This window comes from Bradyrhizobium sp. 63_E2_N1_3, assembly GCF_052076005.1.
In the GTDB taxonomy this organism is placed as follows: domain Bacteria; phylum Pseudomonadota; class Alphaproteobacteria; order Rhizobiales; family Xanthobacteraceae; genus Bradyrhizobium; species Bradyrhizobium barranii.
In genome coordinates, this window is sequence record NZ_CP197235.1 from 2076143 (window position 1) to 2098511 (window position 22369).

Annotated in this window: 15 protein-coding genes; 13 read left to right on the top strand and 2 right to left on the bottom strand. The window is 66.3% G+C overall.

The features are described 5' to 3' along the window. Window positions 1–6 precede the first annotated feature (6 nt). From murD to ligA, 13 genes are all read left to right on the top strand, one after another. On the top strand, window positions 7–1407 hold the full coding sequence (murD, locus tag AB7531_RS09750; protein WP_063981537.1) for a UDP-N-acetylmuramoyl-L-alanine--D-glutamate ligase: 1401 nt from the start codon (window positions 7–9) through the stop codon (window positions 1405–1407). Between the two features lie 234 nt (window positions 1408–1641). Next, window positions 1642–2793, top strand: a complete 1152-nt coding sequence (gene ftsW, locus AB7531_RS09755) for a putative lipid II flippase FtsW (RefSeq protein ID WP_063981538.1) — start codon at window positions 1642–1644, stop codon at window positions 2791–2793. Window positions 2794–2959: 166 nt separating this feature from the next. Beyond that, window positions 2960–4060, top strand: a complete 1101-nt coding sequence (gene murG / locus AB7531_RS09760; RefSeq protein ID WP_063981539.1) for an undecaprenyldiphospho-muramoylpentapeptide beta-N-acetylglucosaminyltransferase — start codon at window positions 2960–2962, stop codon at window positions 4058–4060. A gap of 120 nt (window positions 4061–4180) precedes the next feature. Then, on the top strand, window positions 4181–5584 hold the full coding sequence (gene murC, locus AB7531_RS09765) for a UDP-N-acetylmuramate--L-alanine ligase (protein ID WP_063986144.1): 1404 nt from the start codon (window positions 4181–4183) through the stop codon (window positions 5582–5584). 154 nt (window positions 5585–5738) lie between these two features. Beyond that, a complete protein-coding gene (gene murB, locus AB7531_RS09770) occupies window positions 5739–6659 on the top strand; it encodes a UDP-N-acetylmuramate dehydrogenase (protein ID WP_063981540.1) in 921 nt (306 codons plus the stop codon). 22 nt (window positions 6660–6681) lie between these two features. Next, window positions 6682–7668, top strand: coding sequence for a D-alanine--D-alanine ligase family protein (locus tag AB7531_RS09775; protein ID WP_063981541.1), 987 nt, complete (start codon window positions 6682–6684; stop codon window positions 7666–7668). A 350-nt stretch (window positions 7669–8018) separates the two neighbouring features. Then, a complete protein-coding gene (locus AB7531_RS09780; protein WP_063981542.1) occupies window positions 8019–9047 on the top strand; it encodes a cell division protein FtsQ/DivIB in 1029 nt (342 codons plus the stop codon). Beyond that, window positions 9044–10366 (top strand): cell division protein FtsA, encoded by a 1323-nt coding sequence (gene ftsA / locus AB7531_RS09785; protein ID WP_441279938.1) that lies wholly within the window; start codon window positions 9044–9046, stop codon window positions 10364–10366. Before AB7531_RS09780 ends, ftsA begins: the two co-directional genes overlap by 4 nt. Before the next feature lie 87 nt (window positions 10367–10453). Then, entirely contained in the window at window positions 10454–12250 is a 1797-nt protein-coding gene (gene ftsZ, locus AB7531_RS09790; protein ID WP_063981544.1) for a cell division protein FtsZ, read from the top strand. 364 nt (window positions 12251–12614) lie between these two features. Beyond that, the gene (lpxC, locus tag AB7531_RS09795; RefSeq protein ID WP_063981545.1) at window positions 12615–13577 is read left to right on the top strand and encodes a UDP-3-O-acyl-N-acetylglucosamine deacetylase; all 963 of its coding nucleotides are present in this window, start codon (window positions 12615–12617) and stop codon (window positions 13575–13577) included. Between the two features lie 262 nt (window positions 13578–13839). Then, the gene (locus tag AB7531_RS09800; RefSeq protein WP_028147628.1) at window positions 13840–14727 is read left to right on the top strand and encodes an outer membrane protein assembly factor BamD; all 888 of its coding nucleotides are present in this window, start codon (window positions 13840–13842) and stop codon (window positions 14725–14727) included. Between the two features lie 23 nt (window positions 14728–14750). Further along, window positions 14751–16421: a DNA repair protein RecN gene (gene recN, locus AB7531_RS09805; RefSeq protein WP_063981546.1), complete on the top strand. Its 1671-nt coding sequence runs from the start codon at window positions 14751–14753 to the stop codon at window positions 16419–16421. Between the two features lie 154 nt (window positions 16422–16575). Then, window positions 16576–18729, top strand: a complete 2154-nt coding sequence (gene ligA, locus AB7531_RS09810; RefSeq protein WP_063981547.1) for an NAD-dependent DNA ligase LigA — start codon at window positions 16576–16578, stop codon at window positions 18727–18729. A gap of 162 nt (window positions 18730–18891) precedes the next feature. Here the strand turns inward: ligA and AB7531_RS09815 are convergent, their stop codons facing one another. Together AB7531_RS09815 and AB7531_RS09820 are read right to left on the bottom strand one after the other, a co-directional pair. Then, the gene (locus AB7531_RS09815; protein ID WP_063981548.1) at window positions 18892–20172 is read right to left on the bottom strand and encodes a multidrug effflux MFS transporter; all 1281 of its coding nucleotides are present in this window, start codon (window positions 20170–20172) and stop codon (window positions 18892–18894) included. A 335-nt stretch (window positions 20173–20507) separates the two neighbouring features. After that, on the bottom strand, window positions 20508–22337 hold the full coding sequence (locus tag AB7531_RS09820; protein ID WP_441279939.1) for an aminopeptidase P family protein: 1830 nt from the start codon (window positions 22335–22337) through the stop codon (window positions 20508–20510). Window positions 22338–22369: the final 32 nt, after the last annotated feature.

Consider the following 22369-nt stretch of genomic DNA (forward strand, 5'->3'; position numbering starts at 1 on the left):
CGATCGATGATCCCGGTCACATCCTTCGCCGGCAAGACGGTCGCGGTGTTCGGCCTCGGCGGCTCGGGGCTTGCGTCCTGTCACGCGTTGAAAGCGGGCGGCGCCGAGGTGATTGCCGCCGACGACAATGCCGAGAACGTCGCCAAGGCCGCGCAAGCGGGTTTCATCACCGCCGATTTGCGCAATGTCTCCTGGGCGAATTTCGCGGCGCTGGTGCTCGCGCCCGGCGTGCCGCTCACCCATCCCGTGCCGCACTGGAGCGTGCTGAAGGCGCGCGAGGCGGGCGTCGAGGTGATCGGCGATATCGAGCTGTTCTGCCGCGAGCGTCGCCGTCACGCGCCCAACGCGCCGTTCGTCGCGATCACCGGCACCAACGGCAAGTCGACCACGACCGCGCTGATTGCGCATCTCACAAAGGTCGCCGGCTACGACACCCAGATGGGCGGCAATATCGGCACCGCGATCCTGTCGCTGGAACCGCCGCGCACGGGCCGCGTCCACGTCATCGAGATGTCGTCCTACCAGATCGACCTCACGCCCTCGCTCGATCCCTCCGTCGGTATCCTGCTCAATGTAAGCGAGGACCACATCGACCGTCACGGCACCCTCGCGCATTACGCTGCGGTGAAGGAGCGCCTTGTCGCCGGCGTGCAGGCAGGCGGCACCGCGATCGTCGGCGTCGACGATGGCTTCTGCCGCGACATCGCCGACCGGCTCGACCGCGCCGGCAAGAACGTGGTGCGGATCTCCGTCAAGAACCCGCTGGCCTCCGGAATCCATGTCGAGCACGGCACCATCGTGCGCACCGCGGGCGGCGCGAGGAGCGAGGTCGCAAAGCTCGGCGGCATCGGCTCGCTGCGCGGCCAGCACAACGCGCAGAACGCGGCCTGCGCCGCCGCCGCCGCGCTCGCGATGGGCATCAGCCTCGACGTGCTGCAGAACGGCCTGCGCAGCTTTCCGGGCCTCGCGCATCGCATGGAGCAGGTCGGCCGCCGCGGCAACGTGCTGTTCGTCAACGACTCCAAGGGCACCAATGCGGATGCCACCGCGCATGCGCTGTCGTCCTTTTCGGAAATCTTCTGGATCGCCGGCGGCAAGCCCAAGGCCGGCGGCATCACTGGCCTGACCGGCTTCTTCCCGCGCATCCGCAAGGCCTATCTGATCGGCGAGGCCGCGCAGGAGTTTTCGGGAACGCTGGGCACGCAGGTGGCGCACGAGATCAGCCAGACGCTGGACATCGCCGTCGAGCACGCCGCGCGCGATGCCGAAGCCTCGGGCCTCGCGGATGCAGTGGTGCTGCTGTCACCCGCCTGCGCGTCCTTCGACCAGTACCGCAATTTCGAGATCCGCGGCACCAAGTTCCGCGAGCTGGTACAGGCGCTGCCGGGTGTGAAGCCGGTGGTGTAGGGCGCGGCTACTCCTTGCTCCGCTGTCGTCGCCCGGCTTGACCGGGCGACCCAGTATCCAGAGGCCGTGCTTGAGCCGAGGGGCCGCGGCGTACTGGATGCCCCGGTCAAGCCGGGGCATGACCACCATTTGTGGTCGCGTTGTGCGCTATCTCCAAAGTTATCGATCTCCTTAACCCCCCGGTAACCAACCTCGGCGACCAATGGACCGACCTCTGTCCGAAAGCGGCCGCCCATGCTCTCCCGTGAAGAACGCACCCCCTTTTCCGAGTGGTGGTGGACCGTCGACAAGCCGCTGATGGGCGCCATCCTGGCGCTGATGCTCACCGGCGTGATCCTGTCGCTGGCGGCGAGCCCGCCGGTTGCGACCCGCATCGGGCTCGATCCCTTCCACTTCTTCAGCCGGCACGTGATGTTCCTGGCGCCGTCCTGCCTGGTGCTGCTCGGGGTGTCCTTCCTGACGCCGCGCGCGATCCGCCGCTCGGCCCTGATCATCTTCGCGGCCAGCATCATCCTGATCGTGCTGACGCTCGCGATCGGCCCCGAAGTGAAGGGATCGCGGCGCTGGATCACGCTGCTCGGCGTCAACATCCAGGCCTCCGAAGTTGCAAAGCCGTCGTTCGTCGTCATCGCCGCCTGGCTGTTCGCGGAATCGACCAGGCGGCCGGAGATGCCGGCGACCTCGATGGCGCTGGTGCTGCTCTTGATGCTGGTCTCGCTGCTGGTGATGGAGCCCGACTTCGGCCAGACCATGCTGATCCTGATGGTGTGGGGCTCGCTGTTCTTCATCGCGGGCATGCGCATGATCTGGGTGTTCGGCCTGGCGGGCGCCGCCGCGGCCGGTCTGTTCAGCGCTTATCTGTTCGTCCCGCACGTCGCCGGCCGCATCAAGCGTTTCATGAATCCTGCTTCCGGCGACACCTTCCAGGTCGATACCGCCATGGAAGCCTTCTACAACGGCGGATGGTTCGGGCTCGGGCCCGGCGAGGGCATCGCCAAGCGCAGCCTGCCGGACAGTCACACCGACTTCGTGTTCGCGGTTGCCGCCGAGGAGTTCGGCATCATCCTGTGCCTTGCGATGCTGGCGCTGTTCGCTTTCGTCGTGATCCGCACGCTGTCGCGCGCCTACGCCAATGAGGACATGTTCTCGCGCTTTGCGGCGTCCGGCCTTGCGATCCTGTTCGGCGTGCAGGCCGCGATCAACATGTCGGTCAACCTCCAGCTCATCCCCGCCAAGGGCATGACGCTGCCCTTCATCTCCTATGGTGGCTCCTCGATCGTGTCGCTGGCCTATGGTGTCGGCATGATGCTGGCGCTGACGCGGCTGCGCCCGCGCACCGAAGTCGAGGCAAGCGGCCACGCCGAGGCGATGCGCAGTTACGCGTGACCCTCTCGTGTCCCGGACAAGCGTAGCGAAGCGGAGCGCAGAGCCGGGACCCAGAATGCCGCGCCCATGGGCCCCGGTTCGGCGGCGCGCTGCGCTGCGCCCGGGGGCGCGAGCACGGTGTCGCTACGCTCGCAATGACGGCGGAGGGCTTGTAAAAGGGGCACCCATGGACACTTCCCCCCTGATTCTTCTCGCCGCGGGCGGCACCGGCGGCCATTTGTTTCCGGCCGAGGCGCTCGGCGTCGAGCTGATCCGGCGCGGCTTTCGCGTCCGCCTCGTCACGGACGAGCGTGCCCTGCGCTATAGCGGGCTGTTCAGCAAGGACATGATCGACGTCGTCTCGAGCGAGACCGCGCGTGGCCGCAATCCATTGCAGCTCGCCTATGCCGGCCTCACGCTCGCCGCCGGCACGCTGTCCGCCTACGGCCTGATCAGGCGATTGAAGCCCGTCGCCGTCGTCGGCTTCGGCGGCTACCCGACGCTGCCGCCGCTGGTCGCTGCAAAGTTTGCGGGCGTGCCCAGCATCATCCACGACGCCAATGCGGTGCTCGGCCGCGCCAACCGGTTCCTGGCGAGCCGCGTCCGCGCCATCGCGACGTCGTTGCCCGGCGTGCTCGACCGCGATCCGGCGCTGGCAGGCAAGACCACGACCGTGGGCACGCCGATGCGTCCGGCGATCCTCGCCGCAGCCGCCGTGCCATATGTCGCGCCTGAAGCGAACGGACCGCTGCGCCTGCTCGTCGTCGGCGGCAGCCAGGGTGCGCGCATTATGGCCGACGTCGTCCCCGGTGCGATCGAGCGCCTTGAGCCTGCGCTATGGAGCCGGCTCGTCCTGACCCAGCAGGTGCGCGACGAAGACATGGCGCGCGTGCGCGCGGTCTACGACAAGCTCAAGATCAATGCCGAGCTCGCGCCGTTCTTCACCGATCTGCCGGCGCGGCTCGCCTCCAACTATCTGGTGGTGTCGCGTTCAGGCGCCGGCACGGTCGCCGAACTCGCCGCGATCGGACGGCCCTCGATCCTGGTGCCGCTACCCGGCTCGATCGACCAGGACCAGTTCGCCAATGCCGGCGTGCTGGCCAAGGTCGACGGCGCGATCCGTATCCCGCAGACCGAGTTTACCTCCGACCGGCTCGCCGCCGAGATCTCCGCCTTCGCCGCCGAGCCCGCGCGTCTTGCCTCCATGGCCGCAGCCGCGAAGAGGGCGGGGCGGCTCGATGCGGCCGAACGGTTGGCCGATCTGGTGGTCAAAGTCGCGGGAATCTGACGCGAAAAAGCCCTTGTCTTGGCCTTCCAAAGCGGGGCATCCAGTAACAACGGCGCGGCTGATTTGGCCGTGACCTTCGCCAGATGCCGCCTTTCCGGCGGCGAGGTCAGGGAACAGAGCATGAGACTGCCGCGCGAGATCGGACCCATCCACTTCGTCGGGATCGGCGGGATCGGCATGAGCGGCATCGCCGAGGTGCTGGTCAATCTCGGCTATGTCGTGCAGGGCTCGGACGCCTCCGACAATTACAATCTCGACCGTCTGCGCAAGGCGGGCGCGAAGGTCTCGGTCGGCCACAAGGCCGAGAATGTCGACGGCGCTGCGGTCGTCGTCGTGTCCACCGCGATCAAGCGCGACAATCCGGAATTGATGGCGGCGCGCGAACGGCGCATTCCCGTGGTGCGCCGCGCCGAGATGCTGGCCGAGCTGATGCGGCTGAAGAGCTGCGTCGCGATTGCCGGCACCCATGGCAAGACCACCACGACCACGATGGTCGCAACGCTGCTCGATGCCGGCGGCCTCGATCCCACCGTGATCAATGGCGGCATCATCAATGCCTATGGCTCGAATGCGCGCCTCGGCGCCGGCGACTGGATGGTGGTCGAAGCGGACGAGAGCGATGGCACGTTCCTGAAGTTGCCGACCGATGTTGCGATCGTCACCAATGTCGACCCCGAGCATCTCGATCACTTCAAGACCTTCGAGGCGGTGCAGGACGCGTTCCGGCATTTCGTCGAGAACCTGCCGTTCTACGGCTTCGCCGTGATGTGCATCGACCATCCCGTCGTGCAGAGCCTCGTCGGCAAGATCGAGGATCGCCGCATCATCACCTACGGCGAGAATCCGCAGGCCGATGTGCGGTTGCTTGACCTCACTCCGATGGGGGGTGGCTCGAAGTTCAAGGTCGCGTTCCGCGATCGCAAGACCGGCGCCGTGCACGAGATCGCCGATCTCATGTTGCCGATGCCGGGACGCCACAACGCCTCGAACGCGACGGCCGCGATTGCGGTCGCGCGCGAGCTCGGCGTGTCGGACGAGGCGATCCGCAAGGCGATCGCAGGCTTCGGCGGCGTCAAGCGCCGCTTCACCAAGACCGGCGAGTGGAACGGTGTCACGGTGATCGACGATTACGGTCATCACCCCGTCGAGATCGCGGCAGTGCTGAAGGCGGCGCGGGAATCCAGCAACGGCAAGATCGTCGCCGTGGTGCAGCCGCATCGCTACACTCGCCTGCAATCGCTGTTCGAGGAATTCTGCACCTGCTTCAACGATGCGGATGCGGTGATCGTCGCCGACGTCTACGCCGCCGGCGAGACGCCGATCGACGGCATCGACCGCGACCATTTCGTCGCCGGCCTGCGCGCCCATGGCCACCGCGAGGTGATCGGCCTGCCGGCAGCGCCGGAGCTCGCAGGTATCGTCAAGGGCCTGGCGAAGCCGGGCGATCTCGTCGTGTGCCTTGGCGCCGGCAACATTACGCAATGGGCGTATGCGCTGCCCAACGAATTGAAGGCGTTGGGGTAGGCGCTCTCATGAGAGTCTCACAGACCGCCACACGGCACACTGCGCTCCCTCCCCCCTTGCGGGGGAGGGTTGGGGAGAGGGGTAAGCCCCGGGCGCTGGCGGACAACGTCACACGGCGCAATCTCAATCCAGCTCGCATGTCGGTCAGCGCACCATGAGCTTCCCGGACATCACGCCCGAACTCAAAGCCGCAATGCCGCAACTTCGCGGACGACTGCTCGCCAACCAGTCGCTCGCCGAGCTCACCTGGTTTCGCGTCGGTGGTCCCGCGCAGGTGCTGTTCACGCCGGCGGACGAGGACGATCTCGCTTACTTCCTCGCGCATCTTGCGTCCGACATTCCCGTCTATGTCGTCGGCGTCGGCTCCAACCTGATCGTGCGCGACGGTGGCATCGCGGGCGTGGTGATTCGGCTGGCGCCGCGCGCCTTTGGCGAGGCGAGCGCGAGCGGCGATGTCGTCACCGCTGGAACTGCCGCGCTCGACAAGCGCGTGGCGGAAGTGGCGGCCTCCGCCAATATCGGCGGGCTCGAATTCTATTTCGGCATTCCCGGCACCATCGGCGGTGCGCTGCGCATGAATGCGGGCGCCAATGGCGGCGAGACCAAGGACGTGTTGATCGAGGCGACCGGCGTTGCGAGGGACGGCAGCAAGCACGTGTTCTCGAACGCCGACATGAAGTTCGTCTACCGCAACAGCGGCGTCGACCCCTCCATCATCTTCACCTCCGCGCGCTTTCGCGGCGAGATCAGGGATACTGATACGATCCGCGCGCGCATGGCGGAGGTGCAGACCCACCGCGAGACCGCGCAGCCGATCCGCGAAAAGACCGGCGGCTCGACCTTCAAGAACCCGCCCGGCCATTCCGCCTGGAAGCTGGTCGACGCCGCCGGCTGCCGCGGCCTGCGCGTCGGCGGCGCGCAGGTCTCGGAGATGCACTGCAATTTCCTGATCAACACGGGCGATGCCACCGCGCACGACATCGAGACGCTGGGCGAGACCGTGCGCGAACGCGTGAAGGCAAACTCCGGAATTGAGCTACATTGGGAAATCAAGCGGATTGGAATTCCCGACTAACCTGGACAGGCGACGAGAGAACATGCGCATCACCATCCTCTTCGGCGGCTCCAACCGGGAGCGTCTGGTTTCGGTCGCCTCAGCCCAGGCGCTACATCAGGCGCTGCCCGAGGCCGATCTCTGGTGGTGGGACGTCGAGGACAAGGTGCATGTCGTGCAGTCGAAGCAACTGCTCGAACACGCCCGTCCGTTCGAGGACGAGTTCAAGCCCGGCACATCAGGCATTCCGCTGGGGCAGGCGCTCGACCAGGCCAAGACGGACGGCCGCGTGCTGGTGCTCGGCCTGCATGGCGGACGCGCGGAGAACGGCGAATTGCAGGTGATGTGCGAGGCGCGCGGCGTGCCTTTCACCGGATCGGGCTCGGCCTCCTCGCATCTCGCCTTCGACAAGATCGCGGCCAAGCATTTCGCCGCGCTCGGCGGCGTGACGCCGCCGGCCAACGTCGCGCTGGACAAGATCGACGAGGCCTTCACCGAATACGGCCGGCTGATCGCAAAGCCGGCGCGCGACGGCTCGAGCTATGGCCTGATCTTCGTCAACGCCAGGCAGGATCTCGTCGCCGTCCGCAATGCGGCGAAGCACGAAGACTATGTGATCGAGCCCTACATCGCGGGCGTCGAGGCAACCTGCGGCGTGCTGGAGCGCACCGACGGCTCGATCATGTCGCTGCCGCCGATCGAGATCATTCCGGGCGAGGGCAATTTCGACTACGCCGCAAAATATCTCCTGAAGTCGACCCAGGAGATCTGCCCCGGCCGTTTTGCGCCCGAGATCACCGCCGCGCTGAAGGAGCAGGCGATGCTGGCGCATCGCGCGATGTCCTGCACCGGCTATTCCCGCTCGGACTTCATCGTCTCCGACAGGGGCCTGATCTATCTCGAGACCAACACGCTGCCCGGGTTGACCAAGTCCTCGCTCTACCCCAAGGCGCTGAAAGCCGAAGGCATCGAGTTCGTCGACTTCCTGCGCGGCCTGGTCGAGCTCGCCGGGCGGGGCGTGAGAAAATAATTAGGACTGGTTAACGGCCGAACCGGCGAAATGGCCGGTTTTGGAACCCAAAACCGGTAAAATGCCGGACATCGCGGCATAAATGCCTCACATGCCTGGGCAAAACGCATCCCGCGTTAACGAAGTTTACCTTTTGTTTACCAGGACGTCCGAAGGTTAACGCTGGCGGCGCATATGACGCTTTGGCTGCCGGCGCGTGGGCTGTTGCGGGTGATGTCACCTCCAGCGAACGCTTTGAAGGGGAGAGGTTTTCTTCTTCTGAAGACCAGCACCCGGCCCGGCAAGTCCGAGACGTCATGTTCGCCAGGACCCGCGCGATGTCGCGGGCTAACTGTTGACGAGCTCGTGCAATGGATGGTGCAGGAAGCCTCACTCGGTCGTTTCTGAGATCGCTGAGGCCCCAAGCTGACCTGAAGGCGGCCGCTATCGGAGCGGTCGTGCTTCTGCGCGAGTGGGTACAGGATAAGCGCGACCAGAAGCGCGCTGTCGCCCAGAACAAGATCAGGTCCAAGACCAAGGCCAAGCCCGTCGTCGAGCGCGAGCCGCCGCCGCGCGTGGTCGCGCTGGTCGAGCGCTATGCGCCGCGCCGGATCGGGATCACCATGACCGTTCTGCTGCTGGTCGGAAGCTGCGGCTTCGGCATTGTCAGGGGCGGCCACCTCCAGGATTTCATCGCCGCAGTCAGCGACACCCGCAACGCGCTGGCCAATTCCGCGGGCTTCCGCATCACCTCCGTCGTGATCAACGGCCGCAAGCAGCTCAGCCAGGACGAGATCCTCGCGGTCGGCGGGGTCAGCGGCCGCTCCTCGCTGCTGTTCCTCGACGCCGACGTCGTGCGCGACAAGCTCAAGGCCAATCCCTGGATTGCGGATGCGACCGTGCTGAAGCTCTATCCGGGCCGGCTCATGATCGACATCACCGAGCGCCAGGCATTCGCGCTGTGGCAGGAGGCCGGCCGGCTCTCCGTCATCGCCGATGACGGCGCGGTGCTCGAGCCTTACGTCTCGCGCCGGTTCCTGTCGCTGCCGCTCGTGGTCGGCAAGGGCGCCGACACCCAGGCGCGCGATTTCCTGGCGCTGCTGGCGCGCTATCCGCAGATCAATTCGGTGACCAAGGCCGCGATCTATGTCGGCGAGCGGCGCTGGAATCTGAGGCTCAAGGATGGCCTCGACATCCGTCTGCCCGAGCAGGACGTCGGCAACGCCCTCGCGATGCTGTCCAGGCTCGACAAGGAGGACAAGCTGTTCTCCCGCGACATCGTCGCCGTCGACATGCGCCTGCCCGATCGCCTGGTGGTGCAGCTGTCCGACGACGCCGCCAAGGCGCGCGAGGACCTGTTCAAGGACAAGAAGAAAAAGAAGGCCGGGGACGCCGCATGACCGGTCTTGATCGCACCCAGACCCCGAAGACGCGCCCGATGCCGCACAAGCGCGGCGGCATCGTCGCCTGCCTCGATATCGGCACCAGCAAGATCGCCTGCATGATTGCGCGGCTGAGGCCGTCGGCGCCGAGCGAAGCCCTGCGCGACCGTACCCACGCGGTGGAGCTGATCGGTTACAGCCAGATCCAGTCGCGCGGCATGAAGGCCGGCGCAGTGGTCGATCTCGCCGAATGTGAGCAGGCGGTGCGCCAGGCCGTCGGGCTGGCGGAGAAAATGGCCAAGGTGCGGGTCGAGTCCGTGCTGCTGTCGGTCTCGGGCGGGCGCCTCTCCGGCCAGCTGGTCGAAGCCGCGGCCGACATCCGCGGTGGCGCCGTGACGCCGGCCGATGTCAGCCGCGTCACCTCCACCGGCATGCGCCACGCCACCGGCGAGGGCCGGACCGTGCTGCACGCGCTGCCGGTCGGCTACACGCTCGACGGCGTCAAGGGCATCCGCGATCCCCGCGGCATGGTCGCCCATCAGTTCGGTGTCGACATGAACGTCGTCACCTGCGAGGCCACCGTTGCCCGTAATCTGATGCTGGCGGTGGAGCGCTGCCACATCAATGTCGAAGCCATGGCGGCGAGCCCCTATGTGGCCGGCCTGTCGGTGCTGACCGACGACGAAGCCGATCTCGGCGCCGCCGTCGTCGAGATGGGCGCGGGCACCACCACCATCGCGGTCTATTCCGGCGGCCACTTCGTGCATGCGGCGGGCTTTGCGGTCGGCGGGCAACACATCACGATGGATCTCGCGCGCGGACTCTCCGCGACCATTGCCGATGCCGAGCGAATCAAGACGTTATATGGGACCGTCATCACCGGCGGATCGGACTCGCGTGAGCTGATGTCTGTACCGACAGCCGGTGACGAGCAGGATCTGCCGCAGATCGTCTCCCGCGCGACCATCGCCAACATCGTCAAGCACCGTGCCGAGGAAGTCTTCGAAATGGTTCGGGACAAGCTGAAGGATTCGCCCTTCGCCTCAGAGCCCAACGGCCGCGTCGTGCTCTCCGGCGGCGCCTCGCAGCTCACCGGACTCGTCGAACTCGGCACACAGATTCTCGGCCGGCCCGTGCGGGTCGGACGTCCGCTCGGTTTCGGCCGGCTGCCCAACGAGGCGAAGAACGCCGCGTTCGCGGTGCCGGCCGGGCTCCTCGTCTACCCGCAATATGTTCATCACGAGCATGTCGAACCGCGGCATACGCGGCAGCAGGTCAAGACAGGGACGGGCGGTTATTTTGGAAAGGTCGGACGATGGCTACGCGAGGGCTTCTGATGAACCGGTTCCGCAACCTTCGCATTTCACCAACTCCCGCGGCCGCCGGCCGGGGCGAACCCACGCGCGCGTGATCGAGAGGCAAACATGACCATCAGCATCAATGTTCCTGATATTCACGAATTGAAGCCCCGGATCACCGTGTTCGGCGTCGGCGGCGCCGGTGGCAACGCCGTCAACAACATGATCACGGCGGGCCTCCAGGGCGTCGACTTCGTGGTCGCCAACACCGACGCGCAGGCGCTGACGATGTCGAAGGCGCAGCGCATCGTGCAGATGGGCACCGCGGTCACGCAAGGCCTCGGCGCGGGTTCGCAGCCGAACGTCGGCGCGGCGGCGGCGGAAGAGGTGATCGACGAACTGCGCGACCATCTCTCGGGCGCCAACATGGTGTTCGTCACCGCCGGCATGGGCGGCGGCACCGGCACCGGCGCTGCACCCGTCATCGCCAAGACCGCGCGCGACATGGGCATCCTCACCGTCGGCGTCGTGACCAAGCCGTTCCACTTCGAGGGCGGCCGCCGCATGCGCACCGCCGAGGCCGGCATCAACGAGCTGCACAAGGTCGTCGACACGCTCCTGATCATCCCGAACCAGAACCTGTTCCGGGTCGCCAACGAGAAGACCACCTTCGCCGACGCCTTCGCGATGGCCGACCAGGTGCTTTACTCCGGCGTTGCCTGCATCACCGACCTGATGGTCAAGGAAGGTCTGATCAACCTCGACTTCGCCGACGTTCGCGCCGTCATGCGCGAGATGGGCAAGGCGATGATGGGTACGGGCGAAGCTTCCGGTGACAAGCGCGCGCTGACCGCCGCTGAAGCCGCGATCGCCAACCCGCTGATCGACGATAGCTCGATGAAGGGCGCCAAGGGCCTCCTCATCTCGATCACCGGCGGCAAGGACCTCACCTTGTTCGAGGTTGACGAAGCCGCGACCCGCATCCGCGAGGAAGTCGATCAGGACGCCAACATCATCGTCGGCGCGACCTTCGACGAAGCGCTCGACGGCCTGATCCGCGTCTCGGTCGTCGCCACCGGCATCGAGCAGGCAACGATCGCCCGCAACACCCAGGCCACCAGCGCCCCGGTCGCGAACGCGGCGCCGCAGCAGATTCAACAGGTGCAGCAGGCTCCCGCTGCTCCGGCCGCCGCTGCCGAGAGCCGTCTCGCCGATCTGACCGCGCGTCTGCGCGCCGACAATCAGCGCATGGCCGAGCGCGCCCAGAAGCTGGAAGCCCAGATCCCGGCCGCCGCCCCGACCGCGCCGCGTCAGAATGTCGAGCGCGCCGCGCTTGCCGCCATCGCGGCTGCCGTTGCCGAGGTCCCGCAGGCGCCCGCGCCGATGCAGACCTATGGCGACGTCACGGTACGCCCGATCGCGCAGAAGCCGACGCTGTTTCCGGAGCCTGACATGGCCCCGGTCGCGATGCAGGAGCCGATGACGCCGGAAACCTTCATCCCGCCGCAGGCCGAGCGTGGGCCGGTCCGTGCACCGCGGATGCCGCGTATCGACGAACTGCCGATGCCGGCCCAGGCCGAGCTTCGCCAGGCCCGCGGCGAGGTTGAAGAAGAGACCCCGCAGAAGACCCGCCTGTCGTTGCTCCAGCGCCTCGCCAATGTCGGCCTCGGCCGCCGCGACGAGGAGAGTGAGGCGCCGGTCGCAGCCCGCACCGCCGGTCCCGCGATGCCGCCGCTGCCCGATCGCCGGCCCCAGAAGAGCGTGGCGCAGCAGATCGCGGCGAGCGAGCCGGTATCGGAGTATGCCCGCCGTCCTGCGCCTCAGGGCCTGGACATGCATGGCCGCCCGGCGCCTGTTGCGCCGGCGCCACAGGGTGACGACCATCTTGATATCCCGGCCTTCCTGAGGCGTCAGGCGACCTGAGGATTGTTACAATAAGGCCGACGAAAAAAGGTCCCGGCGGGAAGCTTGCCGGGACCTTTCCTTTGGTCCCGTGCATGCCCGGATTGCGGGATCAAACAACTGATTTTAAATCATTAATTACGCATTTGGTGGTTCAGTAAAACTGCCGATAACGGTCCCAAACTCCGGCGCAATTTGGTTAAGCCTTGGCGCGAATACGGCAGGTTTGGGGTAACAATCGGTAAAAAAGCGTGAGTTGGCGCTGTTTGAGGCTGTGACTATGGTTTGCCGTGACTTGGGGATACGGAGATTCGCAACCGTCGGCACTGGCCGGCCAAGCGGGCCTAGTATAAGTCGCAGTGGGTCGTAGTGGGGCGGATTCCTGATGAAATTTAGCCGGCAAACAACGCTTCGTGCGCAAGCCACCGTGGCCGGCGTTGGCGTTCATTCCGGGCTTCCCGTCACTCTCACGCTGGGGCCTGCGCCCGTCGATGCGGGGTTTGTTTTTGTCCGCACCGGCCTCGAGGGAAGTGACCGTGAGATTCAGGCGACCGCCGACCAGGTGATCGCGACCGACTTCGCCACCGTCCTCGGCGATCGTGACGGCCCGTTGGTTTCCACCGCCGAGCATGTGCTTGCCGCGCTGCGGGGCATGGGCGTCGACAACGCCACCATCGAGATCGACGGCCCTGAAGTGCCGATCATGGACGGCAGCGCCGCGGCCTTCATTGCCGCGATCGACCAGGCCGGCATCGTCAGCCAGCCGGCACAGCGCCGCTTCATTCAGGTCTTGAAGCCGATCTCGGCCAAGGTCGGTGACTCCTTCGGCGAGATCCGGCCCTACGCCAACGGGTTCCGCGTTGATATCGAGATCGACTTCACCAATCCCGTCATCGGCCAGCAGAGCTACGGCTTCGATCTGAGCCCGGAGCGCTTCCGCCGCGAAGTCGGCCGCGCCCGGACTTTCGGCCTGATGTGCGACGTCGCCCGGCTCTGGAGCGCGGGTTACGCACTCGGCGCCTCCTTCGACAATACCGTCGTGTTCGACGACGAGCGGCTGCTCAACACCGAGGGCCTGCGCTACGCCGACGAATGCGCCCGCCACAAGGTGCTGGACGTGATCGGCGACCTCGCGCTGGCCGGCCTGCCGCTGCTTGGCGCCTACCGCTCGGTGCGTGGCGGTCACAAGCTCAACCACGCTGTCCTGACCGCGCTGCTCGCCGACCGTACCGCCTGGCGGGTGGTCGAGGGCGAGGCCGTCCGCCGCACCACGCGTCCCGTGGGCGAAGTCGGTCGCGGCATCGTCGGCGGCCGGATCGCCGCGGCCTACGGGCCGGACGTGTCCTGACGAGACCTGTCGCCACTGGCGTTCTGTTGCCGCCTGCGTTTGGCGGCAGCTTTCCCCGGGAAACTCCTGGTAACGATGATCGGCTAGGATTGCGGCGCGTTCGCCTTAATCCGGGCGAAATGCCTGCCTATCCGGTTGGTTCGAGATCGTTTTTCGGTTACACGGCGTGGTCGCATGGCAGGCGCCACGGCTACATTTCGCGCCCATGACGGGGTTCATGGGCTGGCGGACACCGCATCACAGGGCGTCAGGGCTTAAATTCATGTCGGCACAGCGTATGACGCGCGGATATCTCTCGGTCTCGCCTGGAGTTCGCGGGCTGCTTCAAGCCGCCACCTTCGTGGTGCTCGCGCTGCCGCTGGCCGGCTGCGGCACCGGCGCGCTCTGGGACAAGTTCACCGCCAAGGACGACACCTTCACCGAGGAGCCCGCCGACAAGATCTATAATGAGGGCCTGTACCTCATGAACGAGAAGAAGGACATGAAGGGGGCGAACAAGAAGTTCGAAGAGGTCGACCGCCAGCATCCTTATTCCGACTGGGCCCGCAAATCGCTGCTGATGTCGGCCTATGCCTCCTACCAGGGCGGCGACTATGACGGCTGCATCGGCGCCGCGACCCGCTACGTCACGCTGCATCCCGGCAGCCCGGACGCGGCCTATGCACAGTACCTGATCGCCGCCTCCCACTATGACCAGATCCCGGACATCAGCCGCGACCAGGCCCGCACCGAGAAGGCGATCGCCGCGCTGGAAGAGGTGAACCGCAAATATCCGAACTCGGAATATGCGACCTCGGCCAAGGCCAAGATCGAGGGTGCGCGCGACCAGCTCGCCGGCAAGGAAATGAATGTCGGCCGCTATTACATGCAGAAGCGCGACTACACGGCGGCGATCAACCGCTACAAGGCCGTCGTCACGCAGTACCAGACCACCCGCCATGTCGAGGAGGCTCTGTTCCGGCTCACCGAGGCCTATATGACGATCGGCATCGTCGCCGAGGCGCAGACCGCAGCCGCGGTGCTTGGCCACAATTTTCCTGACAGCCGCTGGTACAAGGACGCCTATAATCTTGTAAAATCCGGGGGTCTCGAGCCGAGCGAGAATCAGGGTTCCTGGATGAGCAGGGCCTTCAAGAAGATAGGCCTATAGTCTCGGCTAGGAAATTTGATTCCATGCTGGCGCGTCTGTCGATCCGTGACATCGTCCTGATCGAGCGGCTCGATATCGAATTCGCCACCGGACTTGCGGTTTTGACCGGTGAGACCGGTGCGGGCAAATCCATCCTGCTCGATGCCTTTGCACTGGCGCTCGGCGGCCGCGGCGACGCCGGGCTCGTGCGCCATGGCGCGGAGCAGGGGCAGGTCACCGCCGTCTTCGATATCCCCAAAAATCACCCCGCGACGAAGATTCTGGCCGAGAACGGCCTGGATGATACCGGCGAGATGATTCTCCGCCGGGTGCAACTCGCCGACGGCCGCACCCGCGCTTTCATCAACGACCAGTCGATTAGCGTGCAGACGCTGAAGGCGGTCGGTGGCGCCCTGGTCGAGATCCACGGCCAGCATGACGAGCGTGCGCTGGTCGATGCTGCCACCCACCGTCGCCTGCTCGACGCCTTCGCAGGTCTCGAAAAGGACGTCACCGCGGTCGAAGCGCTCTGGGACGCGCGCCGTACGGCCAGCGCCGCGCTGGAAGAGCACCGCGCCGCCATGGAGCGCGCCGCGCGCGAGGCCGATTATCTGCGCCACGCCTCTGACGAGCTGAAGCAGCTCGCGCCCAAGGAAGGCGAGGAGACCTCGCTCGCCGGTCGCCGCACCACCATGATGCAGGGCGAGAAGATCGCCTCCGATTTGCGGGAGGCGCAGGAAGCCGTCGGCGGCAATCATTCGCCGGTCGCCTCCCTGTCGGCCGCCGTGCGCCGGCTGGAGCGGCGCGGTGTCAACTCGCCGGCGCTGGTCGAGCCCGCCGTGAAGGCGATCGACGTCGCGATCAACGCGCTGGAGGAAGCCGACCAGCATCTCCTGGCCGCGCTCGCCGCGACCGACTTCGATCCGGGTGAGCTCGAGCGCATCGAGGAGCGGCTGTTCGCGCTACGCGCCGCCTCGCGCAAATATTCGACGCCGGTCGATGGCCTCGCTGCGCTTGCCGCCAAATACGCTGCCGATGTCGTCCTGATCGATGCCGGTGCTTCGCGGTTGAAGAAGCTGGAGCAGGCGGCGATCGAGGCCGACGCGCGCTATGCCGCTGCCGCCAAGAAATTGTCGATGGCGCGGCAGAAGTCGGCGGACAAGCTCAACAAGGCGGTCAACGCCGAGCTCGCACCGCTCAAGCTCGAACGCGCCAAGTTCATGACGCAGGTCGAGACCGATGAGGCCGCGCCGGGCCCGCAGGGTTTCGACCGCGTCGAGTTCTGGGTGCAGACCAATCCCGGCACCAAGCCGGGTCCGATGATGAAGGTCGCTTCCGGCGGCGAGCTCTCGCGCTTCCTGCTGGCGCTCAAGGTCGTGCTGTCCGACCGTGGCTCGGCGCCGACGCTGGTGTTCGACGAAATCGACACCGGGGTCGGCGGTGCGGTCGCGGACGCCATCGGTGGGCGGCTCGCGCGGCTTGCCGGCAAGGTGCAGGTGATGGCCGTGACCCACGCCCCGCAGGTCGCCGCCCGTGCCGGCCAGCATCTGCTGATCTCCAAGGACGCCCTCGACAAGGGCAAGCGCGTCGCCACCCGCGTCAATGCGCTGGCCGCCGACCACCGCCGCGAGGAGATCGCCCGCATGCTCGCCGGCGCCGAGATCACGGCCGAGGCGAGGGCGGCCGCCGATCGGCTGCTCAAGGCGGCGAGTTAGACTTTGTGTCCCGGATGCGCGTAGCGCGAGCCGGGACACGGAATGCCGCCACACAGGCCCCGGCTCTGCAGCGCACGGCTCCGCGCTGCGCAGCGTCCGGGGCACGAGACCAACCGCCTTTACCCTCCCGCCCGCTCCGTCGTATCCAAGCACCATGGCAAGAGCAGCAAAATCCAAAGCAAGGCCGCTTCGCGACGTCGCCGACCTCACCAAGGCGCAGGCCAAGGTCGAGCACATGCGGCTCGCACTCGAACTCGAAGAGCACGACAGGCGCTACTATCAAGACGACGCGCCCACCGTGACCGACGCCGAGTACGACGAGTTGCGCCAGCGCTTCAACGCGATCGAAAAGCGCTTTCCGGATTTCGTCAGCGCGGAGTCGCCGTCCCAGAAAGTCGGCGCGGCACCGTCGGGTCGCTTCAGGAAAGTCCGGCATTCCGTTCCGATGCTGTCGCTCGACAACGCGTTTGCCGAAGAGGACGTCCGCGACTTCGTCGGCCGCATCGTGCGCTTCCTGAAGCTCGACGACGACAAGGTCGATTTCTCGGCCGAGCCGAAGATCGACGGCCTCTCGATGTCGCTGCGCTACGAGGGCGGCGAGCTCGTCACCGCGGCGACCCGCGGTGATGGCGCCGAAGGCGAGGACGTCACCGCCAACATCCGCACCCTCGAAGACGTGCCGCAGAAGCTGAAAGGCCGCAACGTCCCTGACATCTGCGAGGTGCGCGGCGAGGTCTACATGACCAAGAGGGCCTTCCTGACACTCAACAAGAAGCAGGTCGAGGCCGGCGAGGCGCCGTTCGCCAATCCGCGCAATTCGGCCGCAGGCTCGCTCCGGCAGAAGGACCCGACCATCACCGCCTCGCGCCCCCTGGGCTTCTTCGCCTATGCCTGGGGCGAGATGAGCGCGATGCCGGAGGGTACGCAGAGCGGCATGATCGGCTGGTTCGAGCGCTGCGGCTTCAAGACCAATCCGTTGACCAGGCTCTGTCATTCCGTTGAGGAGCTGCTCGCGTTCCATCATTCGATCGAGGAGCAGCGCGCAAAACTCGATTACGACATCGACGGCGTCGTCTACAAGGTCGACCGCATCGACTGGCAGGAACGGCTCGGCTTCGTCTCACGCACGCCGCGCTGGGGCATCGCGCACAAATTCCCGGCCGAGCGCGCCGTGACGGTGCTGCGCGACATCGAGATCCAGGTCGGCCGCACCGGCTCGTTCACGCCGGTCGGCAAGCTCGAACCGGTCGGCGTCGGCGGCGTGATCGTGCAGAACGTCACCCTGCACAACGAGGACTACATCAAGGGCATCGGCAACAAGGGTGAGGTGCTGCGCGAGGGGCGCGACATCAGGATCGGCGACACCGTCGTGATCCAGCGTGCCGGCGACGTCATCCCGCAGGTGGTCGACGTCGTCCTCGACAAGCGGCCGAAGACGGCCAAGGAATTCCATTTCCCGACGAAGTGCCCGTGCCCGCTGCACACCGACGTCACGCGCGAGGAAACGGCGGCCGGTGAAGAGGGCTCGCGCGCCCGCTGCACCGGCGAGTTCGCCTGTCCCTATCAGAAGATCGAGCACCTCAAACTGTTCGTGTCGCGGCGCGCCTTCGACATCGACGGTCTTGGCGAGAAGCAGCTCCAGTATTTCTTCGACGAGGAATGGGTGAAGGAGCCCGCCGACATCTTCACGCTGGAGAAGCGCAACGCGAAGCTGAAGCTCGAGGAGATCGAGGGCTACGGCGAAACGTCGGTGCGCAACCTGTTCGGCGCCATCGAGAGCCGGCGCAGAATCGCGCTGGAGCGCTTCGTCTTTGCGCTCGGGATGCGTCATGTCGGCGAGACCACGGCGCTGGCGCTCGCACGCGGCTATGGCTCGTGGGACGCTTTCCACGACGCCTGCCTCAAGGTCGCCAAGGGCGACGAGGAGGCGATGGCCGAGATGGACGCGCTGGACCAGATCGGCGACACCGTGATCAAGAGCATCGCCGACTATTTCGGCGAGAGCCACAATCGCGGCATCGTCGAACGGCTGACCAAGGAAGTCGAGATCATCGACGCCGAGAAGCCGAAGAGCAACTCCGCCGTCGCCGGCAAGACGGTGGTGTTCACGGGATCGCTGGAGAAGATGACGCGCGACGAAGCCAAGGCGACCGCGGAGCGTCTGGGGGCGAAGGTGTCAGGCTCGGTGTCGAAGAAGACCGATCTCGTCGTCGCCGGTCCCGGTGCGGGCTCCAAGCTCGCGGAAGCCAACAAGCACGGCGTCAAGGTGTTGACCGAGGACGAGTGGCTGACGCTGATCGGGGAGTGAGAGGGGCGCGCTCGTGCCACTCACTCCGCTGTCGTCGCCCGGCTTGACCGGGCGATCCAGTACTCCGAGACGGCTGTGATAGAACCGATGGGCCGCGGTGTACTGGATTCCCCGCTATCGCGGGGAATGACACCGAGATTGGTGCGAGGCCAATCGCCCCTCTCACATCATCCCCGTCTCTTCCTCTTCCGCCTGCTCGATCAACTCCTCGCTCACCACCACCTCGCGGCGAGGAACGACGAAGATCATCATGCAGGCGCAGAGCAGCGAGATCGCCAGCACCGCGGAGGTCAGCGGCAGCGTGGTGGCGGAGTGGCCGCCGAGATAGGCGCCGAATTGCGACATCAGCGCGCCGATGCCCTGCTGGAGGAAGCCCATCGCGCCTGATGCGGTGCCGGCGGCTTCAGGGCGGATGCTGATGGCGCCGGCGGCGGAGTTCGCCATCACGAAGGCATTGCCGACCATCACGATCATCTGCGTGCCGAATAGCCAGCTCGGAGCCTCGTTCCAGCCGGTGAAGCTCCAGAGCAGGTTCAACAGGCTGCCGCAGAGTTGCAGGCCGAGCCCGAACCAGATCAGCTTTTCCAGCGAGTGTCGCGGCGCGAAGCGCACGCAGAGCAGATTGCCGACGAGATATGCAAAACCTGTTGTCGCGAACCAGGCGCCATATTCGGCGCTGGTCCGGCCCATCTGCGTCACCACGATGTAGGGGCCGCCGCCGGCGAAGGTGAAGATAATCTGGGACGCCAGCACCTGGCACATCACGTAGCCGATGAAGGCGCGGCTCTTGATCAGGGTGCCGACGTCGCTGCGAAAGCCGCCGCTGCCGACCGCGCGATCGCGGCGGGTCTCGGGCAACGCGATCGCGATGCCGATTGCGACCGCGATCGCGGCGAAGGTGACGGCGTAGAAAATGGCCCGCCAGCCGAATGCGGTCTCGATCAGGCCGCCGGTGAGCGGTGAGACCATCTGGCCGATCATGAGCGCTGCGATTACGAGGCTGATCATGGAGGCGACGCGGTCGCGCTCGTAGATATCGCGGATGATGGCGCGGCTCACCACCATGCCGGAGGCGCCGCCGAGCGCCTGGAAGAAGCGCGCTGCGATCAGTTGCGGCAGGGTTTCGGCGAAGATGCAGGCGATGCTCGCCGCGACCATCAGCGCGAGGCCGCCAAGCAGCACCGGACGCCGGCCGAACCTGTCCGACAGCGGTCCCATGATGAGCTGCGACAGTGCGATGCCGACCATGTACAGGGACACCGTCATCTGCGCGATCGAGATGTCGCGGCCGAACGTCGTCGCCAGCACGGGCAGCGCCGGAACCAGGATATAGAGCGAGATCGGCGCGATCCCGGTCATGACGACCAGCAGCAGCAACACCACGCGCGAGGTCGCGATGTTTTTCGTCGCCGCGTCCGGCGGCCTGCTGATCATGCCGTGCATAGTCGTCCGTCTTTCGAAGTCGAATCGACTGTAGCGTGCTCACGCAAGACGGATATCGGCGTTTCGGAATGCGGCTATTCGGATTTCGGGACGGTTGTGATAACAGCGTGTGGAGACCGTTATCCTACGGGTGCGTGTGCTGAGATGTTGTGCGGTCGTGCCACATCTTCGGTGTCATTCCCCGCGAAGGCGGGGAATCCAGTATTCCAGAGGCCGTAGTGATTGAATCGAGAGGCTGCGGCGTACTGGATGCCCCGCCTTCGCGGGGCATGACAGCGAGTGTGAGGTGAGAGCGTTGCGCAAATCGCGTAGCGCCATGCATCTCCGGCGCGAGCTTACGCCTTCAGCTCGGCCGTCGCCTGATCGAGCCAGGCCTTCGTCGCTTCGTCCAGTGCCGGCCGCACCTCGGCGCGGACGCGCGCGTGGTAGGCATTGAGCCAGTCGAGCTCGTCCTTGCCCAGCATCGCGACATCGATCAGCCGGCGGTCGATCGGTGCCAGGGTCAGCGTCTCGAACGCGTTCATCGGTTTTTCCGCGCCCTCGATGTCGGCGGCGGCCACCAGCTCGAGGTTCTCGATGCGGATGCCGAAGCCGTCGGTCTTGTAATAGCCGGGCTCGTTGGAGAGGATCATGCCGCGCTTCAGCGGCGTCGTGCCGAGCTTCGAGATCCGCGCGGGTCCTTCGTGCACACTGAGATAGCTGCCGACGCCGTGGCCGGTGCCGTGCTCGAAATCGACGCCGGCGGCCCAGAGATATTGCCGCGCCAGCGTGTCGAGCTGCGCGCCGGTGGTGCCGTCGGGAAACACCGCGCGCGCGATCGCGATGTGGCCGCGGAGCACGCGGGTGAAGCGGTCGCGCATCTCGCCGGTCGGCTCGCCCACGGCCATCGTGCGGGTGACGTCGGTGGTGCCGTCTTCATATTGCGCACCGGAATCGATCAGCAGCAGATCGCCCGGCGCGATGCGCCGGTTGCTCTTGCGGGTGACGCGGTAGTGCACGATGGCGCCGTTCGGACCGGTGCCTGATATGGTCGGGAACGAGACGTCCTTCAGCGCGCCGGTGTCGCGGCGGAACGTCTCGAGCGCCTCGACCGCGTCGATCTCGGTCAGCTTGCCGCTTGATGCCTCGCGATCGACGAAGGCGAGGAAGCGCGCCAGCGCCACGGCATCGCGGCGGTGCGCCGTCCGTGTGCCCTTGATCTCGGTCGCGTTCTTGACGGCCTTGAGCAGCGCAATCGGATCGCTGCCGCGCACCGGCTTGCCGCCGGCGCTTGCGATCAGCCGGCTGAGCGCGTCGGCCGCGGTGGCATTGTCGAGTGCGATCGCGGCGCCGCTCTTGGCGAGCGCCATCAGCGTCGGTGCCATCGCATCGGGCTCGCGCACGTCGGCGGACTGCTCCAGATGGTCGCGGGTCAAATTGGAGAGTTTTCGGTGGTCGATGAATACGGTCGGCCGGCCGTCCTTCGGCACCAGCGCGTAGGACAGCGGCAAAGGAGTATGGGCGACGTCGGCGCCGCGGATGTTGAAGGTCCAAGCCACGGCGTGGCTGTCGGAGAGCACCAGCGCGTCGACGCCGAGCTTGGCGATCTCGCTTTTGATTTGCGTGATCTTCTCGGCCTCGGCGACCCCGGCATTTTGCAGGCTGTGCACGGCGACCGGGGCCAGCGGCGGCTGCGGCCGGTCCTGCCAGATCGCGTCGACCGGGTTGCTGTCGACCGCGACCAGCTCGGCGCCGGCCTTGGCGCAGGCGGCGGCGAGGCGCTCGGCTGCCGAAGAAGTGTGCAGCCACGGATCAAATCCGAGGCGGTCGCCGGCTTTCAGGTGCGTCGATACCCAGCTCTCCGGCGGCGGATCGATCAGCGATTCCACCGCCCAGGCCTTTGCGTCGACCTGCTTGGCCGCCTGGATCGTGTAGCGGCCGTCGACGAAGATCGCGGCCTCATGCGTCAGCACCACCGCCAATCCTGCGGAACCGGTAAAGCCGGTCAGCCAGGCCAGCCGCTCTTCCGAGGGGGGCACATATTCGTTCTGCTGCTGATCGGCGCGCGGAACGACGAAGCCGGTCAGCTTGCGGCGGGCGAGTTCTTCACGGAGCGCGGCCAGGCGCGCCGTCAATGCGACGCCGGCCTCGGGCTCCTCGAATGTCTGGAAGTGTGCTTCGAACATGGCTCAGTTTAGGATCATGCCGATCAGTCCGC

Excerpts from the sequence above, each read along its gene's own strand:
- murD (WP_063981537.1), top strand. The coding sequence starts at position 7 with ATGATCCCGGTCACATCCTTCGCCGGCAAGACGGTCGCGGTGTTCGGC.
- ftsW (WP_063981538.1), top strand. The coding sequence starts at position 1,642 with ATGCTCTCCCGTGAAGAACGCACCCCCTTTTCCGAGTGGTGGTGGACC.
- murG (WP_063981539.1), top strand. The coding sequence starts at position 2,960 with ATGGACACTTCCCCCCTGATTCTTCTCGCCGCGGGCGGCACCGGCGGC.
- murC (WP_063986144.1), top strand. The coding sequence starts at position 4,181 with ATGAGACTGCCGCGCGAGATCGGACCCATCCACTTCGTCGGGATCGGC.
- murB (WP_063981540.1), top strand. The coding sequence starts at position 5,739 with ATGAGCTTCCCGGACATCACGCCCGAACTCAAAGCCGCAATGCCGCAA.
- AB7531_RS09775 (WP_063981541.1), top strand. The coding sequence starts at position 6,682 with ATGCGCATCACCATCCTCTTCGGCGGCTCCAACCGGGAGCGTCTGGTT.
- AB7531_RS09780 (WP_063981542.1), top strand. The coding sequence starts at position 8,019 with ATGGATGGTGCAGGAAGCCTCACTCGGTCGTTTCTGAGATCGCTGAGG.
- ftsA (WP_441279938.1), top strand. The coding sequence starts at position 9,044 with ATGACCGGTCTTGATCGCACCCAGACCCCGAAGACGCGCCCGATGCCG.
- ftsZ (WP_063981544.1), top strand. The coding sequence starts at position 10,454 with ATGACCATCAGCATCAATGTTCCTGATATTCACGAATTGAAGCCCCGG.
- lpxC (WP_063981545.1), top strand. The coding sequence starts at position 12,615 with ATGAAATTTAGCCGGCAAACAACGCTTCGTGCGCAAGCCACCGTGGCC.
- AB7531_RS09800 (WP_028147628.1), top strand. The coding sequence starts at position 13,840 with ATGTCGGCACAGCGTATGACGCGCGGATATCTCTCGGTCTCGCCTGGA.
- recN (WP_063981546.1), top strand. The coding sequence starts at position 14,751 with ATGCTGGCGCGTCTGTCGATCCGTGACATCGTCCTGATCGAGCGGCTC.
- ligA (WP_063981547.1), top strand. The coding sequence starts at position 16,576 with ATGGCAAGAGCAGCAAAATCCAAAGCAAGGCCGCTTCGCGACGTCGCC.
- AB7531_RS09815 (WP_063981548.1), bottom strand. The coding sequence starts at position 20,172 with ATGCACGGCATGATCAGCAGGCCGCCGGACGCGGCGACGAAAAACATC.
- AB7531_RS09820 (WP_441279939.1), bottom strand. The coding sequence starts at position 22,337 with ATGTTCGAAGCACACTTCCAGACATTCGAGGAGCCCGAGGCCGGCGTC.